Here is a 21,832-nt window from a genome sequence, read left to right on the forward strand (position 1 = left end):
CCGTCACTCGTGGATACGAGTGGCGGGTTTTCGTCACTATTCAGATAAAGCTCTAGTAAACATTTGTTTCAAAAATAGTAAAATTAACGCTATAATGGTGCAATATTTTTGCGCCGAGTACACCGCCTATGCAATGTACAGAATGTCTCAACCTCAACCCTGCTAGCGCACGTTTTTGTTCACAATGTGGCCGCATGTTGGCCGATACACCCTTGCCTCGTAGCGAACGACGGCGGGTTACGGTGATGTTCGCCGATTTGGTGGGCTTTACCTCAATTGCTGAACAGCTCGACGCTGAGGCGGTACATCGCTTAATTAATACCTGTTTTGACCGTTTGGTGCCGATTATCGAGCACTACGGCGGAGTCGTCGATAAATTTATTGGCGATGCAATTATGGCGATTTTTGGCGCACCCCTTGCTCACGAAGATGATCCGATTCGGGCTGTGCACGCTGCCAGTGCCATGCTCGCTGCAATTGCTGAACTCAGCCAACAAGAAGGCCTCGAACTTGGCTTGCACATTGGCATCAATACTGGCGTGGTGATTGCTGGTGGCATCGGCTCGCTCGGTCGGCAGCAATATTCGGTCATTGGCGATGCAGTTAATTTGGCTGCCCGCTTGCAAGATTTGGCCAGCAACGCCGAGATTTTGGTTGGCCCCGAAACCCAACGTATGACGGCCCACGTGTTTGATTATGCAGCCCTTGGCGAACGCACAATCAAAGGTCGCTCTGAACAAGTGGCGGTGTTCAAGTTGCGCGGCCTCAATCCGCGACCCTCATCTGGCCGTGGCATCAAAGGCCTGCAAAGCCCAATGGTTGGCCGCACTGGCGAACTCGATAGTTTGTTGGCGGTCACCACTGAACTTAGCAAACAGCGCGGGCGGGTGGTGATGGCGGTCGGCGAGGCGGGCATTGGCAAAAGTCGGCTCTTGACCGAATGGCGTAATCAAAGTTTTGAGCAATTGCCCCAAGTTGTTTGGTACGAGGCCCGCTGTCTCTCCTATACCCAAGAAAGTGCCTATGCCTTGCTGCGCGATTTGGTGCGCTCGCTGATTGGCGTTTCAATTACCGATAGTGAAGATGATATGGCAGCTGCCTTGCATCAAATCGCCACGGCACTGTTGTTAGATCAAGCTGATCAGGTGATTCCAGCGCTGAGCCATTTGTTGTTGCTGCCAGCTTCGCGCCGCTTCGATGAACTCAGCCCGCAAGCGTTGCAAGCCTTGTATATTACCGCTGTGCGGCGTTTGGTGCTGGCCCAAGGCCAACATACGCCCGTTATTTGGTCGATTGAGGATATTCACTGGGCAGACGAGGCTTCGGTTGATGTGCTGCAAAATCTTTTGCAATTGCATAACGACATTCCGCTCGTCATTTTGGCCACCTCGCGGCCTGATCGCGAAGTGGTGGGCTGGCGCTTGGTCGAATCGGCCCGCGATTTAAGTGGCCTCGAATTGAATTTAGCGCCTTTATCACTCGCCAATGGCCGCGAATTAATCGCCAATTTGCTGCATTTCGATGGCTTGCCCGAGCATTTGCGCACGGCGATTCTCAACAAAGCCGATGGCAACCCCTTCTTTGTCGAAGAAGTGATTCGCACGCTGATCGATCGCGAAGCGATTATGCACGATGGCAATAGTTGGGTGGCGCTGGAAGCAATTAATCAAATCGAATTGCCCGATAGCGTGCATGGCTTGTTGGCAGCGCGGATCGATCGTTTGCCCAGCGAGTTGCGCCAATTGTTGCACATTGCTGCGGTGATTGGTCGCCGTTTTGCAATTCGGGTGGTGGCCGAGGTGCTTGGCTCGACCGCCGAAAAAATGACCAACTCAATCGATTTGTTGGTTGATCGCGAGTTGTTACGGCGTGATCGCACGAATCCCAATGGCTATTTGCGTTTTCGCCATGCTTTGGTTCACGAAGTGGTCTATAGCACGACCTTGCAAACTGAGCGGCGGCGTTTGCATGGCGTAGTTGGCGAAACCTTGGAAGCCTTGTATCCCTCGCGGCGCGAAGAATTGGCAGCGGCTTTGGCCAACCACTTTATGCATGCCGAGCATCCCAAGGCCTTTGAATATGCCTTGCTTGCTGGCGACGTGGCCTATCGCCAATATGCTTTGCGCGAGGCAATTCGCCATTATGAACGCGCTCACGATTTGAGCCATCATTACGATTTGCCGTTGGGTGTGGTGCGCGGCTTGTATCTGAATTATGCCCGTGCTACCGAGCTAATTGGCGAAACCAAACAAGCGCTCGAGTTATACCAGCATGTGCTTGAGCGCTGTGAGAGCGAACATGATACCGAATCGTTGATTATTGTCTTGATTGAGCATGCGCGACTGTTGATGCTGCCGAGCCACCATCGCGACCTTGATCGCAGCCGCAGCGAGACGACGCGTGCTTTGGAACTGGCGATCCAACAAGGCGATCGTCAATCGGAAGCCCGTTGTTATTGGCTTTTGGCCTTGATCGAAGGCCACCTCAGCCGCTTTACTGCTGCCGAGCCGTGGGGCGCAAAAGCGCTTGGTTTGGCCCGTGAGTTGGGCATGCGCGAGCTGCAAGCCTATTGTCTCAACGATTTCCACCGTGTTGCAATCAACAATGGCCAACCAGAATTGGCCGAACGAATGTTGCGCGAGGCGATTGAACTTTGGCGCTCATTGAATAACTTGCCGATGCTGGCCGATAGCCTTTCGGGCATGGCCGATTTCTACTATTCGCGCCGCGATTTGGATCAAGCTGTGCGCTACGCCCGTGAGGCTGAGCGTTTGGCTGTGATGATTGGCAACGCTTGGAATTTGGGCTTTTCGCGCTCGGTGCTTGGCGGCATTGCGGTTGAAACTGGCGATATTCAACAAGCTTTGCACATGTTCCAGTCATCAATCGAGCAATCGAGCCTTTCAGGGCCGATTATGCTGAATATGTATGGGCGCACTGAGCTAATTCGGCTCTATCGCATGCTTGGCGATTATCAAGCGGCGCTAGATGTGCTGGAAGCTGGCGAATCATACATTGAACAAGTTAACGATGAAGCGTTAATTGCATTGCGCCAATTGTTCATTGCCATGCGCTTGCTTATCACGCTCGAGCAAACCAATCAAGATCCAGCTGAGCTGAGTGAAACGATTCGCCATATTTTGAGCTTTGAACTTGGCGAGCAACAAGTGGTGGCTGGGGTGATGTTGCGGGTTATTCATATTGAATTGTGCCTCAAACTTGGCGACTATGCTCATGCCGAGCGTTTAATTGCCGAAATTGTCGAGCAACTTTCATCGTTGTGGTTTGGTGGCTCGTTGGTTTCCAACTATCGCGCCCGTTTGGCAGCGGCCCAAGGCCAATTGGCTGAAGCGATCGAATTCAGCGAAGTATTGATTAACGAAAAGCCTGCTGGCGATATTCATGATCTTTGGCGCTTTCGGGCGTGGCGCGCTGAATGGCTCGAAGCTCAGGGCCAATTTACGCTGGCGGTAAGCGAGCGCCAACATGCTCAGCGCTTGATTCAACATATTTCGGGCAACATTCTGCGCGATGAATTGCGCGAGCGCTTTTTGGGGCTGCCTCTGGTTCAAGCAACGCTGCAAGAACCAAGCTCAACCTACATTATTTAGCAAGTACTGGCTTACGATCGATAGTTTGAGAACAGGTGTGATAGCCTTTCTGATCAAGTGAATTAGGAATGCGACGCAACGGGGCGTTGGCTCATGGGCTGGAATGCGATGACCGTCCATGCTGCGCTGTTGCACTGGTTCTCGTAGATGCTGCATTTTGTGGCAAGGAAAGGTCGAATTCATGACCGCGAGCGATCAACAAATCAACGACTTGTTGACTCAAATGACGTTGGAAGAAAAAATTTCGCTGACCATCGGCCAAGATATGTGGAGCACCCACCCCGTCGAACGCTTGGGGCTTGGCTCGATTAACATGAACGATGGCCCGCATGGCTTGCGCAAACCTCCCGAAAATTCCTCAATTGGCATTGTCGATGCGCTGCCTGCCACCTGTTTCCCTACCGCCGCCGCCGTCGCCTCGACCTGGGATGTTGATTTGGCGCGCGCGATTGGTGCAGCGATTGCCCAAGAATGTTTAGCCAATAACGTCCAAATTGTGCTTGGGCCTGGCATCAACCTCAAACGCACGCCGCTTGGTGGCCGCAACTTCGAATACTATTCCGAAGATCCGGTGTTGGCTAGCGAGTTGGGTGTGGCGTTCGTGCAAGCAGTGCAAGAGCACGGCGTTGGTACATCGCTCAAACACTTTGCCTGCAATAACCAAGAATTCGAGCGCATGACGATTAGCGCCGAGGTTGATCAACGCACATTGCGCGAGTTGTATTTGCTAGCTTTTGAGCAAGTTGTCAAGCGTGCCCAACCTTGGACGATTATGGCTGCCTACAACAAAATCAATGGCATCTACGCAACCGAACACAAGCAATTGCTCAGCGAGATTTTGCGCGATGAATGGGGCTTTGAAGGGATTGTGGTTTCCGATTGGGGCGCAGTTAACGATAAAGCTGCTGCATTAAGTGCTGGCCTCGATTTGGAAATGCCAGGCCCAGCCCTGAATCACGTTGAATTATTGGCCGATTTGGTGCGCAAGGAAACGCTTTCAGAGACGGTAATTGACGATGCTGCCCGCCGCATGCTTAAGATTATTTTGCGTGGGCTGGAGCAACGTCAACCAGCAGCAAGCTATGATCAGGCGGCGCATCATGCCTTAGCGCGGCGGGCTGCCAGTGAATCGATGGTGCTGCTCAAGAACGATGGGATTTTGCCGTTGCGGCCAGTTGCTGGCAGCCGCGTGGCGGTAATTGGCAATTTCGCCCAAAAACCACGCTATCAAGGCGCTGGCAGCTCGGAAATTAATGCAACTCAGGTTGATACGCCACTTGAAGCCTTGCAAGCATGGCTCGGCGAACACACGGTTGAAGTGACTTTTGCCTCTGGCTATGATCACGATGGCAATACCAACGAAGCATTGTTGAATGAAGCCTTGGCTGCTGCCAAAGATGCAAGTGTAAGCTTGGTTTTGGTCGGCTTGCCCGATGCCTACGAAACTGAAGGCGCTGATCGTACTCACATCAACATGCCAGCTGGCCATAATCAAGTGCTCGAAGCGGTAGCTGCGGTGCAGCCGCATACAGTGGCGATTTTGATCAACGGCTCGGCGGTCAGCATTCCGTGGCTTGGTCAAGTACGAGCGGTGCTTGAAGCTGGCTTGGCGGGGCAGGCTGTGGGTAGCGCCTTAGTTGATGTGCTGTCTGGCACGGTCAATCCAAGCGGCAAATTGGCCGAAACCTTCCCCTATGATCTGGTTGATACGCCAGCCTACTTGAATTATCCAGGCGAAGCTGGGGTAGTGCGTTATGGCGAAGGCCTGTTTATTGGCTATCGCTATTACGATGTGCGCAAAGTTAAGCCGCTGTTTCCCTTTGGCTATGGCTTATCCTACACCACATTCCGCTACGATCAGCTTGCGCTGAGTGCCAGCAGCATCGACGATGCTACGCCCTTGACGGTAAGCGTAACCCTAACCAACACCGGCGACCGCGCTGGCAAAGAAGTTGTGCAAGTCTACGTTAAACCAACCAAATCCAGTTATTTGCGCCCAGTTAAAGAACTCCGAGCCTTTGCCAAAGTTGAGTTGGCTGCTGGCGAAACCAAGACCATTGAATTAAGCCTTGCTGCCCGCGATTTCAGCGTCTACGACCAGCAACGAGCGGCGTGGCGGATGGAAGGCGGCGAGTATACAATTTTGGCTGGTGGCTGTAGCGACGATCTGCCGTTGGTCGCCGATCTGACGGTTAATGAAGATCCACGTTCGGCGCGCAAAGTGCTGACCCGCATGAGTTCAATCAAGGAATTCTTGGATGATCCGATTGGGGCTGAGCTGTTGCAAGCAAGTGCTGGAGCCTTTATCGATGGTCAAAGCGCCAGCACCCGCGCGATCTTCGAGCCAATTCCGTTGGCCAAGTTTGTTAATTTTGGCTTCTTCGAACCTAGCCAAGTTGATGAAATTGTTGCCAAGGTTAATCAGGGCTAGGTAATGGTAAGGGGATCAGTGGCTACCACTGATCCCTTTTTTTGATCCACGAAGGGGAATTGGCTATTGGCTATTGGCTATTGGCTATTGACTCTAGTTTCATCCTGTCAAACGTTCCGATAGCCTATAGCCTCCAGCCGATAGCCACATCTCCTCTGCGCCGCTGCGTTAAAAATGTGATCCACGAAGCGCACGAAGTTATTTTTAGCCACGAATTCCACGAATTGCACGAAGGGCTATAGCTTCATCCCTCATCCTTCATCCCTCTCTTGCTCTCATTAGTTCACAACATAGGCTATAAACACTTTATACGTCTGACTTGGAATCGTCGTTGGCTCCGCCGTGTTGGTTGGCGTATTACTTGGCACAGTCGTACTTGTTGGGATATTGGTTGGCGTATTACTTGGTATAGCCGTGTTGGTTGGTGTGTTGGTAGCAGTCGGTGTAGCTGTATTGGTTGGTGTGTTGCTTGGTGTAGCTGTGTTGGTTGGCGTATTGGTTGGTGTAGCTGTATTGGTTGGTGTAGCTGTATTGGTTGGTGTAGCTGTATTGATTGGCGTGCTGGTATTGGTTGGTGTAGCTGTATTCGTTGGTGTGTTGCTTGGCGTTGGTGTATTGGTTGGCGTTGGTGTATTACTTGGCACTTGATAATCCAATTGGAGATGAGCTACGCCTAATGATGGAATTGAGCCAGCGTGAGTGAAATTGCCTGCAAGATACAAATCATTTTTCGTTACGGCAATCTGTTGAACTGGGCCATTGACTGGTGTTGCCAAGCCTTGCCATTGTGTGCCATCCCAACGGGCGAGCGAGCCAGTTGGCTGCTGATTGACAGTGTTGAACCTACCACCCACATAGAGGTAATCTTCACCATCAATGGCCAAGCGGTTAATAACATTATCAAACTGGGCAGCATATTCAAGAATGCCAGTGGTTACATTTAAATGATAGAGCGAATTCTGGCCACTGATATATAAATTATCACGCCATTCAATAACTTGTGGATAACTGTCATCGCCGACTTGCGCGACAGTAAATTCTTCCCAGTGATTATTGAGCCAGATATGAACATAGATGATATACGAATAGCGGTCATTTTCAATTTCTACCGCATAAAACTTATTGTCGATCTGATAAATCATGGATTGATGGCTATAATTGCGAACATTGAGTGCTTGCCATGAGCGATCTTGATTGATCTGCAGGGGTTTGGTATAGACTTGACCATTGATCGTGCCAGAAAAATAGCTTTGAACCAGCAGGTTTGTTCCAGTGCGCGTCCAATTAATGAAATTTCCGGTGATTGCGACTGGATTGGTGAGCGTAGCCGTTGAATTGATCTCCCAAAGAGCGCTGGGGTTGCTATTATTGACCCTAAATGGGCTGCCGCTGGTCAAGTAAGTTCGTTCATCATCGATGGTAACGAGCCTACTGCTCTGACCCATCCCATAGATTTGCTGCCAGTTTGTGCCATTCCATTGTTGGAGGTTGGTCTGGCCATTGACATTAACCACAACTTGGCGATTTACGCCGCCAATATCATAGACTGGGACAGCTAAGCCTGTATTTGCTAGGCTGGTTAGATTTGTTCCATCCCAGGCAATTAGCTGGCTTGGCTGGTTATTGACAACGAACGTGCCTGCAAGATACAGCTGATCGCTATTGCCCACAACTGAACTGATGCTGGTAATGCTCGCAGGAATCACGACTTGTTGCCATTGATCATTCACCAGTTTCCAGATCGTATTTGTGGTATAGGCATATAAGCCATCGGCATCGATCACGCCGCGAATATTGGCGGGAAGATCATTGCCAATCTGCGTCCATTGATTATTGCTATAGCGATAGACATTGATTTGTTGTGGGCTTGCAATTGGATAGCCCCATGTATAGATTGTATCGTGGAAATTGACAATATTTTCGTTAGAGATGATCACGTTTGCTGGCCGTGGCATTGGCGACCACTGACCATTCGCAAAGAGGGCAAAACCACTGATTTCAACATTATTGATATACTGAAATGCCCCACTTATGATCAATTGTTGCCCAGTGGAGGCTGCTCGGAGTGCCTTATCTTCAAAATTGGCAAGCCCACCAATTCCGGTTGGCTTCCAATAGGCTACCGAATAAGCTGTAACCGAATCAAATTCTGAGAAGTTGCCAGCAATATATAAGGTATCACTAATAACCGCAAAGTCGTTGACTTGCGATGGCGTATGGTCCCAATAATCGTTTGTCCCACGGGTTCCAGCCCCAAAACCTTGGAATTGCGTTCCATCCCAACGACCTAGACCGTTAATGTTTCTGCCTGCAAGATTCTTAAAACTTCCGCCAATGATCAGTTGGTTTTGGTAGGTTTCAAAGGTTTTGATGCTATTAATATCGTTGGGCTGTAAGCCGTGGGTGTGCCAGTTCGTGCCATCCCACGAGACTAAGCCATTGCCCAATTGATTGTTGAGATAGGCAAAATTGCCAGCAACATACAAACGCTGATCAGGGCCGATATACAGTTTATTGATGCTGCCTGATGTTTGCAGGCTATTGCTAATCGTCGTATCCCAAACGCCAGTAATTGGTGGGTTAGCTGGTTGTTGGGCGCGGGTAATCGCAAGGCTCGAGAGCACCGCTACGATGGTTAACATGAAGCCTAGATAGCGGCTGGGCTGCCAAAATTTGGACATACATCCTCCTCAAATCAATTGCTAGTCCACTGACGGCTTATCCTAGCATTGATCAAGAGATCATGAACTAACAAATCCACTAACATAATCGCTAACATAGCTTATTTAATCCACAACGAACATGAAGGCTATGCCAAGATGTTGGCTCTAGCTCTTGGATGATAGGCTTTTGGTTTGATACGCTACGGGATTATGCTGCTAGCTTGCGCTGAACAATACAAAGCTTCACGAAGCTTGGAACCGCGAAGAACGCGAAGTTATTTTTAGCCACGAATTCCACGAATTGCACGAAGAATGGTTTTTATGTTCTATGTGTACACTGGTTCATTGGGTTGGCAACCAGGTGCATGCCCTGACCTCCAGTCCCGCTCCCACTGAACGCGGGCGAGGGGAGCACCGACTCCGTGGTTCCCCCCTCGCCCGTTTGACGGGAGAGGGGGCGAGGGGGTGAGGGGGGAATCGTCGTTAAGGCAATGAACTAATACATCTACGCTCTCATTACTTCACCACATAGGCTATGAATACGGTATAGGTCTGACTAGGAATTATTGTTGGCTCCGCCGTGCTTGTTGGGATATTGGTTGGTGTGTTGCTTGGCACAGCTGTGGTGGTTGGCGTAGCTGTATTGCTTGGTACAGCTGTGGTGGTTGGCGTGTTGCTTGGTACAGCTGTGGTGGTTGGCGTAGCTGTATTGCTTGGTACAACTGTGGTGGTTGGCGTATTGGTAATCGTTGGCGTATTGGTAATCGTTGGTGTATTGCTTGGCGTTACGGTGTTGCTTGGTGGTTGGTATTCCACGCTTAAATGGGCTACACCCAAGGATGGAATCGTGCCAGCGTGAGTGAAATTGCCTGCGAGATACAGATCGTCGCTGGTGACGGCCATGTGTTCAACCGCGCCATTGACTGGTGCTGCTAAACCTTGCCAAATCATGCCATCCCAGCGGGCAACCGAGCCAGTGGTTTGTTGGTTGACCGCAGTGAATTTGCCAGCAACATACAGATACTCATCATCAACGCTAGCCAAGCGTTTAACTAAATTATTAAATTGGGCAATCTGCACAATGTTGCCATCATCATTCAATTGATACAATCCCGATGATCCACTGATATACAAGCGATCTCGCCAGACTACAAATTGCACATCAGTTTCGTTGCCAACTTGGATGCCATCACGCTCTTGCCAGCTATTATTGCGCCAAATATCAATCAAAATGATCGTCGAATAGGGTTCAGAAAGCAGTTTGACCGCATAATACTGATTATTGACAAAGTAAATTCGAACTTGGTTGTCATAATGGCGAACATTAAATTGTTGCCATGAATGGTCTTGGTTAATCTGGACGGTTGTGCTATAGACTTGGCCATTGATCGTGCCAGTGCTGCCGTTGGCTAGCAAACTTGGGCCTGAGCGCGTCCAATTTATGGCAGTCCCATTAATTGCGACCGGATTGGTGAGTGTCCCTGTTGAACTGAATTCCCAAAGGGCGCTGAGACTGCCATTATTTGGGCTAAACGGATAACCGCTCGTCAGATAGGTGTGTTGGCTATCGACTGTAACCATCCGACTGCCTTGGCTCATACTATAGAGTTGTTGCCATGAGCTGCCATTCCATTGTTGCAGGTTGGTATTGCCACCCCGATTAATCACCAGCTTGCCATTCAACCCGCCAACGTCAGCGATTGCTGGCGGCAAGGTAGTGGTTGCGAGGCTCGTCACACTGGTTCCATCCCAGGCAATTAACTGGCTTGGCTGGTTGTTGACCACAAACTGGCCTGCAAGATACAGCTGGTTGCTCGTGCCAGCAACCGCGGTGATGCTGCTAATGCTCGCAGGAATCACGACTTGTTGCCATTGATTATTGACCAGTTTCCACACATTTCTGTTGTTATAAGCATACAAGCCATTGGCATCGATGATACCGTCAATCAGGCTTGGTAGATCATTGCCAACCATCGACCACTGATTATTGCTATAACGATAAACATAATGTTGCTTTGGATTGGATAATAAGTAGCCCCATGCATAAATTGCATTGTTAAGCCCAGTCGTCCATTGAGGGTTAACTCCAATACCGCTTGGCATCGGCATTGACGACCAGTGGCCATTCGCAAATCGGGCAAAAAATGGAATTTCAACATTATTGATATACTGAAATGCACCGCCGACGAACAATTGCTGACCAGTTGAAGCGGCGACAAGGGCTTTGTTATCAAAACTGCCAAGTGCACCAATTCCGGTTGGTTTCCAATAGGCTACCGAATTTGCTGCAATTGTATCAAATTGCGAGAAATTGCCAGCGAGATAGAGCGTATCGCTGATAACCGTAATGTCGTTGACTTGTGATGGCGTATTGCCCCAATAATCATTGGAGCCTTGCGTGCCAGCCCCAAAGCCTTGAAACTGGCTTCCATCCCAACGACCTACGCCATTAATCCCTCGACCTGCGAGGTTTTGGAAACTTCCACCAATAATCAGTTGGTTTTGGTAGGTTTCAAAGGTTTTGATACTATTAATATCGTTGGCTTGGAGGCCATGGCTGTGCCAGTTTGTGCCATCCCACGAGACTAAGCCATTGCCCAACTGATTGTTGAGATAGGCAAAATTGCCAGCAACATACAAGCGCTGATCGGGGCCGATGTAGAGTTTATTGATGCTGCCTGGAGTTTGTAGGCTATTGCCAATCGTGTTATCCCAAACGCCATTAATTGGTGTGGTGGCTGGTTGTTGGGCGCGGGTAATCGCAAGGCTCGAGAGCACCGCTAGAACGGTTAAAAGCAACGCTCCAAAGCGGCTGGGCTGCCAAAATTTGGACATACATCCTCCTCAAATCAATGTCTGGTTGGGCGATAGCGCCATAGTAGCATTGAATAACGGTTAATACACTCATCAATTAGGGGGAATGTTTGATCCGCGAAGGGCACGAAGCACAGAAATCGCGAAGGGCACGAAGAAACACGAAGGATAAATATTTTTGGCCACGAATTCCACGAATTCCACGAATAATCTTCCGAAAGCCTAGAGCCAAGAGCCTATCGCCGCTTATCCCTGACCCCTGATCCCTGACCCCTGATCCCTGACCCCTATGTTCTTTGCTCTATGTTCTATGTTCTTTTTTGACTTTTGCGCTCATTGCTTAGCTTGCTTCAAAACCATGCGGTGGCAAACCATCATATCCCAAAAACCATGGCTATTTGGGTTGCCATAAGGTGCTGGCAACTCATAGATTTGTCTGCCTTCGGGCGTAATAACCAGTGCCTGTTCTAGAATCGGCTGCAACGTAGGATCGGCCAATTCAATCAGTTTGGCTGCATAAAGCGGTTCAATTAACGCTTTGATCGCGTGGTAATCGCCAGAGTGTTCATCAAATGGTGCTGGTTCGTCGGCAAGTTGGGCCTGTAATTCGGGATAATAGCCCCATGGTGCTTTACTTGTCATAATAAATTGCAGCACGCTATAGCTTGAAAGGCAATCGGCGCGACCACCAGGCCCAAACTCAATGCGAACGAAGCGCCCATCTTCTTGATTGCTGATATCGCATTCTAGGCCATGCAAAAAATAGCGCCACGCAGTGTCTGCAATCATGCCCGATTGAGCACGCTGTGAGCGCCAGTTATAGTAGACCTCATGTGGCTGCATATTCCATGAAGCCGCTAATAGACTGATTAACTCAACTTGGCGCTGAACTGATTCACGGCAGGCTGCTAAAAACTCAGGATTGATTGAAGGCATTAAATTCTCTCCTTAATTGATCCACGAAGTTTCACAAAGGGCCACGAAGCACGGAAACCGCTAATGAGTATTTTTAGCCACAGATTGGCACAGATGTTGAGGATTAGGTTCTCGCCAGCCCAAAGCCCATAGCTGTAATGATTCATCAGGTTAACCACCGCCTGATTCCCTCACCCCAACCCCTTGCCCCCCGTGGCGGGCGAGGGGCTTTAACGCGCTGGTTCTCCCGCAATTCCTTGGCGAAACATGGTCGGCTCCCCCTCGCCCGCGTCCAGTGGGAGAGGGGGCTGGGGGTGAGGGAACACGGTTGCCAAGCCAATGAACTATTACACATAGCCCAAAGCCCAAAGCCAAGAGCCTCTAGCCTCTGACCCCTGATCCCTGAATCCCATGCTCTATGTTCTTTGCTCTATGTTCTTTTTTGACTTTTGACTTCTAAGTTTCATCCCTCATCCTTCATCCTTCATAATTTTACATGCTTCCCCTCTGCGGCCTAGGCCGAAATAGGAGTTGTGGCGGTTTGGCTCGTTAGGTTGGTCGTAAGCTTCAAGCCTGATACTACGATCAAATTCTTCCTCCTCTACACTCTTCTCTCCTGCAAGCGGCCCGACTGGGCCGTTTGTGGTTTTAGCAAGTTTCTGTATGCTGCCGCCAAGCTGGCGTATAATAGCCTGCGATATGGTGTGTTGGAGGAATCAATGAACCTCATGCAAATTCATGGCCAATTTGCGGCCTTGCAGGCCAATCGTGGCCGCATCGCTGCCAGCCGCGCAGCTGAACGACTTGGCTATTTACAGCAATTTAAACGGGCAATCGAGCAAGCCCGCCCCGATATTTATGCAGCCTTGCAGGCTGATTTTGCGAAACCTGTGGCCGAAACCGAAGCCACCGAAATTCAACAGGTGATCGAGCAAATTAATTTTGCAATTAAACGCCTCGAAGGCTGGATGCAACCCAAACGGGTTAAAACGCCAACCATGCTTGCTGGCAGCAAAAGCTGGATTCAATACGAGCCGCGCGGCGTGGTGCTGATTTTGGCTCCTTGGAATTATCCGCTTTCGCTGGCCTTGGCTCCCTTGGTGGGGGCGGTTGCCGCTGGCAATTGCGCGATTGTGCGGCCATCGGAGCGCACGCCACATACCGCTCAAGTGATTGCCAACATTATCGCCGCCGCCTTCAAGTCTGAGCATGTGACCACGGTTGTGGGCGATATTGATACCGCCGAAGCCTTGCTCGACTTACCATTTGAGCATATTTTCTTTACTGGCAGCCCACGCATTGGCCAATATGTGATGCAACGCGCCGCTGAACATTTTAGCTCGGTTACCTTGGAACTGGGTGGCAAATCGCCAGCAATTGTTGATCGTTCAGCAGATTTGAAGCGTGCGGCCCAATTGATTGTTTGGGGCAAGTTTGTCAATGCAGGCCAAACCTGTGTTGCGCCGGATCATGTCTGGGTGCAGCGCGAACAAGCCCAAGCCTTGACCCAATTAATTATCAAACAAATTGAGCGTAATTATGGCAAAGGCGATTATACCCGTTTGCAATCGCCTGATTTGGCCAATGTGATCGATGCTAATGCTACAGCTCGCTTGCGCGGCTTGCTCAATAACTCAGTTGCCCAAGGCGCATTAGTAGCCTTAGGTGGTCAATCAAGCGATCATCCAGCGCGCTTTGCGCCAACCGTTTTGACCAATGTTAAGCCTGGCATGGCGATTATGCAAGAAGAGATTTTTGGCCCGATTCTGCCAATTTTGGTCTACGACCAGGTTGATGAAGTAATTATGGCCACCCGTGCCAGTGGCAAGCCGCTAACAATGGCTATTTTCAGCGAAAATCAAGCAATTACCAATTGGTTGTTGCGCGAAATTCCTGCTGGTAGCAGCGTGATTAATGGCGTTTTGCTCAATTTGGCCAATCCACATTTGCCATTTGGTGGCGTTGGCCAAAGCGGCTTAGGCAATTATTACGGCTTTTATAGCTTTAAAACCTTTTCGCATGAACGAGCGGTCTTTCAACAAGGTGGCCTAAATCTGGTTAATCTGTTTCAACCGCCGTATCGTGGGGCTGCCAAGCGTTTGGTAGCGTGGTCGCGGCGCATGCTCAACAAACGCTAAACGATATTCGCCGCTATCCATAGGGGGGGATAGCGGCGAATGAGGATTTTTGAATCGTTCTGCGATGTGTGACCCCATCACAGGAGGGGTTTTGTCGGTCGATGGTTGAAGGTGATGAAGTTATCTCCTTCCAAGGTCTCGTCATCGTCACGATTGTTGATGCAGTTTCCTTGTACCGAGCGTGGTTTCCGAGAATGATATTATGCTACTTGGATGAGTAGCAGATGAGTTAAGGGTAAAGAACCGTTAAAAAATTTCAGCCGCCTTGGCTAGACGATTTGGGCCAAGGTATAGCCTAAATCTTCATAGGTGTGTGGCTTCAAAATCAACGCATGAATCCCCAAGGCTTGAGCACGTGCATAATCTTCTGGGCGCACATAGCCCGAGGTTAAAATAATCGGCAAATTGGGCTTAATCACGTGCAATTGTTGGGCCAAATCGAAGCCCGACATATGTGGCATCGAGACATCGCTAATCACAATATCGGTGGCATTGGGGTCGTTCTGCACATATTCCAAGGCGTGTTGCGGATTGGTAAAACCTTGCACCGTGTAGCCCAAGGTGGTGAGCATCTTAATCGCCAAACTCACCAATGCTTGATCATCATCAATATACACAATCTGGGCCGAGCCACCTTCGCTGATCAGGTGACGTTTCGGTGGTTCCGGCGTTGGCAGCTCGTTGGTGGTCGGAAAATAGAGCCGAAAGGTTGAGCCTTTATTAATTTGACTATAGACCGTAATTGCGCCATCGTGGTTCTTCATAATCCCATCAACCACCGATAACCCCAGCCCAGTGCCCTCGCCAAGCGGCTTGGTTGTAAAAAAGGGATCGAAAATGCGTTTGATTGTCTCTTGTTCCATGCCGCATCCATTGTCGCTCACCGAGAGCCGCACATAATGGCCTGGTTGCAGGTTGGGGAGTGCACGCAATAATTCAGCAGTCAGATGAATTAGATCAAGCCGAATTTCGATTAAGCCGCGATTATTGCCAATTGCATGGGCCGCATTGGTCGCCAAATTCATAATAATCTGGAAAATTTGGGTCGGATCAGCAGCAGTCGCCGGAATTTGGCCCACCACCTTGACCTGAATTTCAAGCATTGCTGGCAAGGTTGCACGCAATAATTTGACTGCCTGCTCAACAATCGTTGGTAATAAAACAACCTCACGTTTAACTTCTTGTTGGCGACTAAAGGTTAAAATTTGGCGGACTAAATCTGTTGCCCGCTCGCCTGCTTGTTCAATTTCACGCAAGTTATTCTGCACAGGATGCTGTGGATCAAGGTCTAACATTGCTAATTGGGTATTGCCAGTAATTGCTAGCAAAATATTATTAAAATCATGGGCAATTCCGCCAGCTAACGTGCCTAAAGCCTCCATTTTTTGGCTGCGTAATTGAGCATCCTCTGCTCGTTTACGATCATCAATATCGTTGCTTGCACCAAACCACTTAATAATTTCGTCTTGCTGGTTGAAAAAAGGCACAGCTTGGGTATCAAACCAGCGATAGGTATTGTCATGTCGCCGAATCCGATATTCACTCTGGAATTTTTGGCGATTATTAAGCGCATTGCTCCATTCATTCAAAATTTTTGCTTGATCATCAGGATGAATTTGATTGATCCAGGCTAAGCCTAATTGTTCTGCCTCAGGAATTCCCGTATAGTGAACCCATTGTTGGCTTAAATAATCGCATGCTCCGGCTATTGTACAAGTCCAAATTAATTGTGGTAATGATTCAGTTAGCGTTCGAAAGCGTAGTTCACTTTCTTGGAGGGCTTGGGTTGCTTGTTTATAAGCAGTAATATCACGATTAATCCCAACAGTTCCTTGAATATGGCCTTGCATATTTTTAATCAGCGAAACACTACTGAGCATATGCAATTTTTGGCCATTGCGAGTATATTGGTAGACTTCGCCTTGCCAAAATGATTGCTCGATTAAACGGGTACTTGCTTGATTATGACTATCGTTATAAATATATTCAGTTGGAATCAAATGGCCTAAGCGCTGGCCAATTGCTTCTTGGGCGGGCCAGCCATAAATTTCTTCGGCAGCGCGGTTCCAACTTTTAATTGTATAATTGCTATCGGTTGAAATAATTGCATCAGAAACATGAGCTAAGAGATTTGCTTGATATTGCAATTTTTGTTCAACCCGTTTGCGTTTGGTAATATCGGTAATTGTTAAGAACGCAACCGTATGCCCAGATGAATCGATAACGGTTGCCCCACCATAGCAAAAGATGCGTTCCCAAACGATTGGCGTATTAATCCGCCGAATTTTTAATTCAGTTAGTTCTAAACGTTCGCCCCGAATCAATCGCGCCATTGGCCATTGATCAATCGGTACGATATGATCATCAAGGGTGCTAATTTCATAAAAATCGTTAAAATCAGGCAAGCGTTCGCGACATTCTTGCATACTTGCAAAGCCGTGCATTGCTAAAGCTGTGCGATTCCAATGAAAAAGATTGCCATCAATATCCGATAATACAATTCCTTCATTGAGATTTTCAATCACGATTTTTAAACGTTCTTCACTTTCTTGCAGTTTGCGCTCAAAAATTTTGCGATTATTGATATTATGAATAACGGTGAAGCTACATAAATGATTATCTAAAACAAGCAAGGTCATTGAACAAATAACAAAAATTGTTTCATCAGATTTGCTTCGGATTTCCAATTCATAATCACTAACGTAGCTTTGCTTTTTTAATGTCCGAACCATGGAAATTCGATCGTGCAGATTAACGAAAATATTGAGTTCTTGAATCGGCTGGTTGATTAATTGATCATATTGATAGCCAAGCAGGCGAATAAAGCTTTCGTTTAAATCTAAAATAAGCCCATCTTGCAAACGGGTAATAATCATTGGGCTTGTGCTCGTTTGGAAGAGTGCATTAAAGCGTTGTTGCGATTCTTGAACGGCAACCGCTAATTTTTTATTGCTGCTCAGATCGTTAATAAAGCTGAAAAATCCTTGCACTTCGCCTGCTGCATTCAAATCTGGCTGATATTCAATCGCGACGCTGCGAATCTGATCATGCGCCAGTTCAATCACGGTCTCAAAGCTTACGCTTTGACCAAGCAAGGCTTGATGGATATGATCGTAAAATTGCTGATAGGCGGCTTCGCCCCAAACCTCGCTGAGCGTCGCGCCAGTAATGTGGTGGAGTGGCCGTTGAAACCATTGCTGATAAGCCTGATTGTTGAAACGATAATAGCCTTGACGATCAACGTAGCCAATCAGCGCGCCAAGCTGCTCGTGCTCAGGCTGAAGCTGCTTGCTTGGCTGTAAGCTCGGCGTGGATTGGGCGATTAAATGCAAAAATGAAGCTGTGCTTGTTTGACTAGCGACGCTTTTTTGTGGTTGGTTGCTGCTGTGGGTAACGCTGGCCAGCACGCCCACAATGCTGCTGTGTTCTGCATAAATCGGGCTAAAAGCCAGATCGATGCTCAATGATTGACTTATCGCAAAGGCTTTGAGATTGCTGCTTTGGCCTGCGCTGGCCTGTTGGATGGCTTGTTGCAGCGTTGGATGGCTCAAGAAGCCGGTTTCAGAATTTGCTTGGCTGGGAGGATTATCAGAATCAAGCAATTCAAGATACTGATCATTATAAAAAATTGTCTGCGTTGCCGACCAAATTAATGCCATGGGGATTGCCGCTGATAAAACCATGCTCAGCGCGGTTTGTAAGGCACTTGGCCATTGTTCCATTGGCCCAAGCGGATGCGTAGGCCAATCGATCTGTTGTAAGCTTGCTCCAGCGATCCCGCCATTGCGCATCCATGCAGGAAGATTAGGTTGCAGTGATGAATCTTCAATATCAGGCATTGCGCCATCCTCATCAGGCTTTGCACAATTGATTGCAGAATTTGGCTGTTGTTGCGCTAGGGAGTCTGCGATATTTTTAGGGAGAGGACACTTTAGTAGTATATCAGCCGCGTGTGGCTCATGCAATAAACAATTTCCACACTTTCATGGATCAATAATTCTTGAACCTTCGTGCATTAAATAAATGCCGTTGGCTCTAGAACCAACGGCATTTTTATCTATCTTTGATTAATAGTTAATCTAGCCAAAAACATCGGCCACATAGCGGCCTGCTTGCTCCATTTCGCTAACCCAGTCCATGCCTGCCGCTTGCTCGCTACCAGTGGCTTCAGCATAGATTTTGGCGAGGGTTTCGCGCACTGCCGGAGCCATATAACGTCCATCGCCACAGACCGCAATTAGCGCGCCTTGTTCGATTAAGCTCCAGACCTGTTGGCGCTCTTGCCAGAGTCGATGTTGCACAAAGCTGACCTCGCTGATTGGCTGACGATAAAAAGCCGGATAAAATTCCAAAACTCCTGCTTGCTGCCAAGCCTGAATTTGCTCGCGATACAGCAGATCGACCTCAGGATGATCGCAGCCAAAAAACAGGGCAGTTGGGCCAAGCGGCTCGCCTTGTTCGTGGCGGGCTACCCGTTCTTGGATAAAGCCACGAAATGGTGCTAAACCGGTGCCTGCGCAAATCATCAGCAGTGGTTGCTTGTTATCAGCTGGCGGCTGAAATGGAATATGTGGCTGGCGCAACGTCACGGCAACCCGATCACCAACCTGCAAGCGGGCTAAATAGCTCGAACATGTGCCATAAAACTGACCTTTGCCCGACCATGCAGGCGCGTCGACGACCGCGACGGTTAAGCTTGCTTGCTGCGGATTGAGCAGCGGCGATGATGAAATTGAGTATTGACGCACCCGCATTGCTGGCAAAAGTGCCAAAAATTCGCCAAAATTTAGCACTGATGATGGATATTGCTCAAGCAAATCGAGCAGGCTCAGCCGTTTTTGCAAAATCTCGCTGTTGTAGCGTTCAGTATCTTGTGCCAAACTAGCTAAATGGATTTGATGCGGCGGACAAACATTCTTCTCTGCCAAAATTGCTAAATCACGCTGGGTAGCTGGGGTTGCCAATTCAACATGGCTTTTGAGCAATTCGCTAAGGCTGATTGGCTGCTCAAGCGGCAAGTTGGCTGCGCGCTTGGCGTGTAAAACTACGGTTTGCTCTGGTTTCAGGCCAAAATGTTTGCAAGCACGATCAACGAGGCTTGGATGATTTTCGGGCAGAATTGCCAGATAATCGCCAGCCTGATACTGAATTTCAGCAGGCAAGCTGAATTCGAGATGGCGTTTTGAGCGACCCAAGGGCGAACTTAAATCCACCAATTCGCGATTTTCGAGCACGCTAGCAAACACCAAGCCACTTTGTTGGGCGAGTTGGTTGCTACTTGATGGTAGTAATTCAACCTCGTAGAGTGTGGTATTGATTGCTGTGGTTTCGATTGCAAATGCTTGATTGTGGGTTTGCCAAAATGGCGCATACCAACGCTCAAAATCGCCAAAGAAATCGCTGCGGGCATCAGCTGCGCCACGTTCGAGCAAGCGTTCTGCTCCTGCGGCTTGTAATTGCTGATCGATTTGACTTGGCACTGCTTGGTAGGTGCTTTGCCAATCGCGGTTGCCACAGCCAAACACGCTATAGCGCACGCCCTTGAGCGAATCTGGCTCAACATTGGCTAGCCATTGGCAAAATGCTTGGGCATTATCGGCGGGCTGGCCATTGTACGAGGCCGCAACGATGCTGACAGCGCCAGTAGTTGGTAATTTATTGACATAATCGTTGAGTGGTGCAATGCTTACTTGGTAGCCTTGGGCCTCGCCATCGCTGGCAATGCGGCGCGCAAAGGCTTCCGACGAGCCAGAATTCGAGCCATAGAGCACCAACAACGGTGTGTTGTGCTGGGATTGGTTGCTGGCGGTTTTGGGATTGGTTGCTGGTTGCGCTGGTGTGCTTGCCCGATTAATTGTTTTGCGCAGGCGAGCGCGAACCGTCAAGCCTTCTGGTTTGAGGGTCAAAGTTTCTTTGACATGCAGCTTGTAGGGCTGTGGCTGCGATAATTCAAAGCGTTGTAGCAGCATTGCCAGCACCAACGTAGCCTCTTGCATGGCAAAGGAGCGGCCAATACAGGCGCGCTGACCGTTGCCAAACGGCTTCCAAGCATGTTCAGGAATTTGTTCGCGGCTTTCGGGCGCAAAGCGATCAGGATCAAACGCTTCAGGATTGGCCCAAACTTTGGGGTCGCGGTGCAAGGTTGGCAATAAGGCAAGGAATTTTTCGCCTTGCTTCACCGGAAAGCCAGCAATTGTTGTATCGTGCTTGGCATACACGCCAAACACGGGCGCGGTTGGCCAAAGCCGCAGCGTTTCGCGCAAAATTTGGTCGAGATAGCCAAGTTTGGCTAAATCTTCGTAGCGCGGCAAGCGATCGCCTAGCACCGCATCGACAATGCTTTGGGCGCGTTGCAAAATTGCTGGCTGTTGCAATAAGAAATAGGTGGCGAACGAGAGCAAACCGCTGGTCGTTTCGTGGCCTGCAATCAAAAATGTCACCAACTGATTGCGAATATTGGCATCATCCAAGCCTTCGCCAGTGATTGAATCCTTGGCGTTGAGCATTAATCCCAATAAATCGTTGGGTACTTCATTGCTGGGCAGGTTACGGCGTTTGGCAATTAATTCGTCGGTAATGCCGTGCATATAGTGCATATCAGCTTCGTATTGACGCTGGGTCGAACGCATCAGCTTGGTTTGAATTGACAAACGGCGGGCGCGCGCGCCTGCTTCGGCCAAGGCCCGCACCATTGCTTCAACAAAGGGGTGCATTTCGCGCTGATAAAATGAATTAAAACGATAGCCAAAGCCACACAAGGCAATCGTATCCAGCGTCAGGCGGGTCATATTATCGGCCACATCGAAATCGGTTTCTGGGCCTTGGCGCTCCCATTTGGTAAATAATTGGTCGGCAATATCGAGCATGTCATCGAAATAATTGCGCATGCTGGCCGGCCCGAAGGCTGGCATCAACAAACGATGGGCTTTGCTCCAATTGGCTTCCTCGGTGTAGGCCGTAAACAAACCATCGCCAGCAAAATCGCGAATTTGAATCAACGGGCCATGCAATAATTTATCAAAGCGCTGTTGATCGCTAATTTCGGCCACGAGCGCTGCTGAAGAAACCACCAAAACCGAGCGATTGGGAAAGCTCACCCGAAAAATTGGCCCATAATGCTGCGCCAATTTCATCAAATTTTGCACCGGCGTTTCCATGCCAATATCCGGCACATTGCCAACAATCGGACGGGTTGGTGGTTGGGGAATAGCACGAATGGGACTAGAAATACTCATACAACGAGCCTCGCTTATTGCAATG

8 protein-coding genes are annotated in these 21,832 nt (G+C 49.1%); 3 read left to right on the forward strand and 5 right to left on the reverse strand.

What is annotated here, in order from left to right; all coding sequences use genetic code 11:
* Positions 1–128 precede the first annotated feature (128 nt).
* Together JOD20_RS19685 and JOD20_RS19690 are read left to right on the forward strand one after the other, a co-directional pair.
* Positions 129–3,611, forward strand: coding sequence for an ATP-binding protein (locus tag JOD20_RS19685; protein WP_204756910.1), 3,483 nt, complete (start codon positions 129–131; stop codon positions 3,609–3,611).
* Between the two features lie 181 nt (positions 3,612–3,792).
* Positions 3,793–6,042: a glycoside hydrolase family 3 C-terminal domain-containing protein gene (locus JOD20_RS19690; RefSeq protein ID WP_204756911.1), complete on the forward strand. Its 2,250-nt coding sequence runs from the start codon at positions 3,793–3,795 to the stop codon at positions 6,040–6,042.
* 278 nt (positions 6,043–6,320) lie between these two features.
* Here the strand turns inward: JOD20_RS19690 and JOD20_RS19695 are convergent, their stop codons facing one another.
* From JOD20_RS19695 to JOD20_RS19705, 3 genes are all read right to left on the reverse strand, one after another.
* Complete coding sequence (locus JOD20_RS19695; RefSeq protein ID WP_204756912.1) at positions 6,321–8,723, reverse strand: hypothetical protein; 2,403 nt, start codon at positions 8,721–8,723, stop codon at positions 6,321–6,323.
* Positions 8,724–9,221: 498 nt separating this feature from the next.
* Positions 9,222–11,540, reverse strand: a complete 2,319-nt coding sequence (locus JOD20_RS19700; RefSeq protein ID WP_204756913.1) for a hypothetical protein — start codon at positions 11,538–11,540, stop codon at positions 9,222–9,224.
* Between the two features lie 312 nt (positions 11,541–11,852).
* Positions 11,853–12,455: a DUF6896 domain-containing protein gene (locus JOD20_RS19705; protein WP_204756914.1), complete on the reverse strand. Its 603-nt coding sequence runs from the start codon at positions 12,453–12,455 to the stop codon at positions 11,853–11,855.
* 698 nt (positions 12,456–13,153) lie between these two features.
* Here JOD20_RS19705 and JOD20_RS19710 point away from each other — a divergent pair.
* The gene (locus JOD20_RS19710) at positions 13,154–14,572 is read left to right on the forward strand and encodes an aldehyde dehydrogenase family protein (RefSeq protein WP_204756915.1); all 1,419 of its coding nucleotides are present in this window, start codon (positions 13,154–13,156) and stop codon (positions 14,570–14,572) included.
* 269 nt (positions 14,573–14,841) lie between these two features.
* Here the strand turns inward: JOD20_RS19710 and JOD20_RS19715 are convergent, their stop codons facing one another.
* Positions 14,842–18,411 carry a hybrid sensor histidine kinase/response regulator gene (locus tag JOD20_RS19715; RefSeq protein WP_204756916.1) on the reverse strand — a complete coding sequence of 1,190 codons (3,570 nt, stop codon included), beginning with the start codon at positions 18,409–18,411 and terminating at the stop codon, positions 14,842–14,844.
* 240 nt (positions 18,412–18,651) lie between these two features.
* On the reverse strand, positions 18,652–21,807 hold the full coding sequence (locus JOD20_RS19720; RefSeq protein ID WP_204756917.1) for a bifunctional cytochrome P450/NADPH--P450 reductase: 3,156 nt from the start codon (positions 21,805–21,807) through the stop codon (positions 18,652–18,654).
* Positions 21,808–21,832 lie beyond the last annotated feature (25 nt).

The sequence above is a fragment of the Herpetosiphon giganteus genome (genome assembly GCF_016907925.1).
Lineage (GTDB): Bacteria > Chloroflexota > Chloroflexia > Chloroflexales > Herpetosiphonaceae > Herpetosiphon > Herpetosiphon giganteus.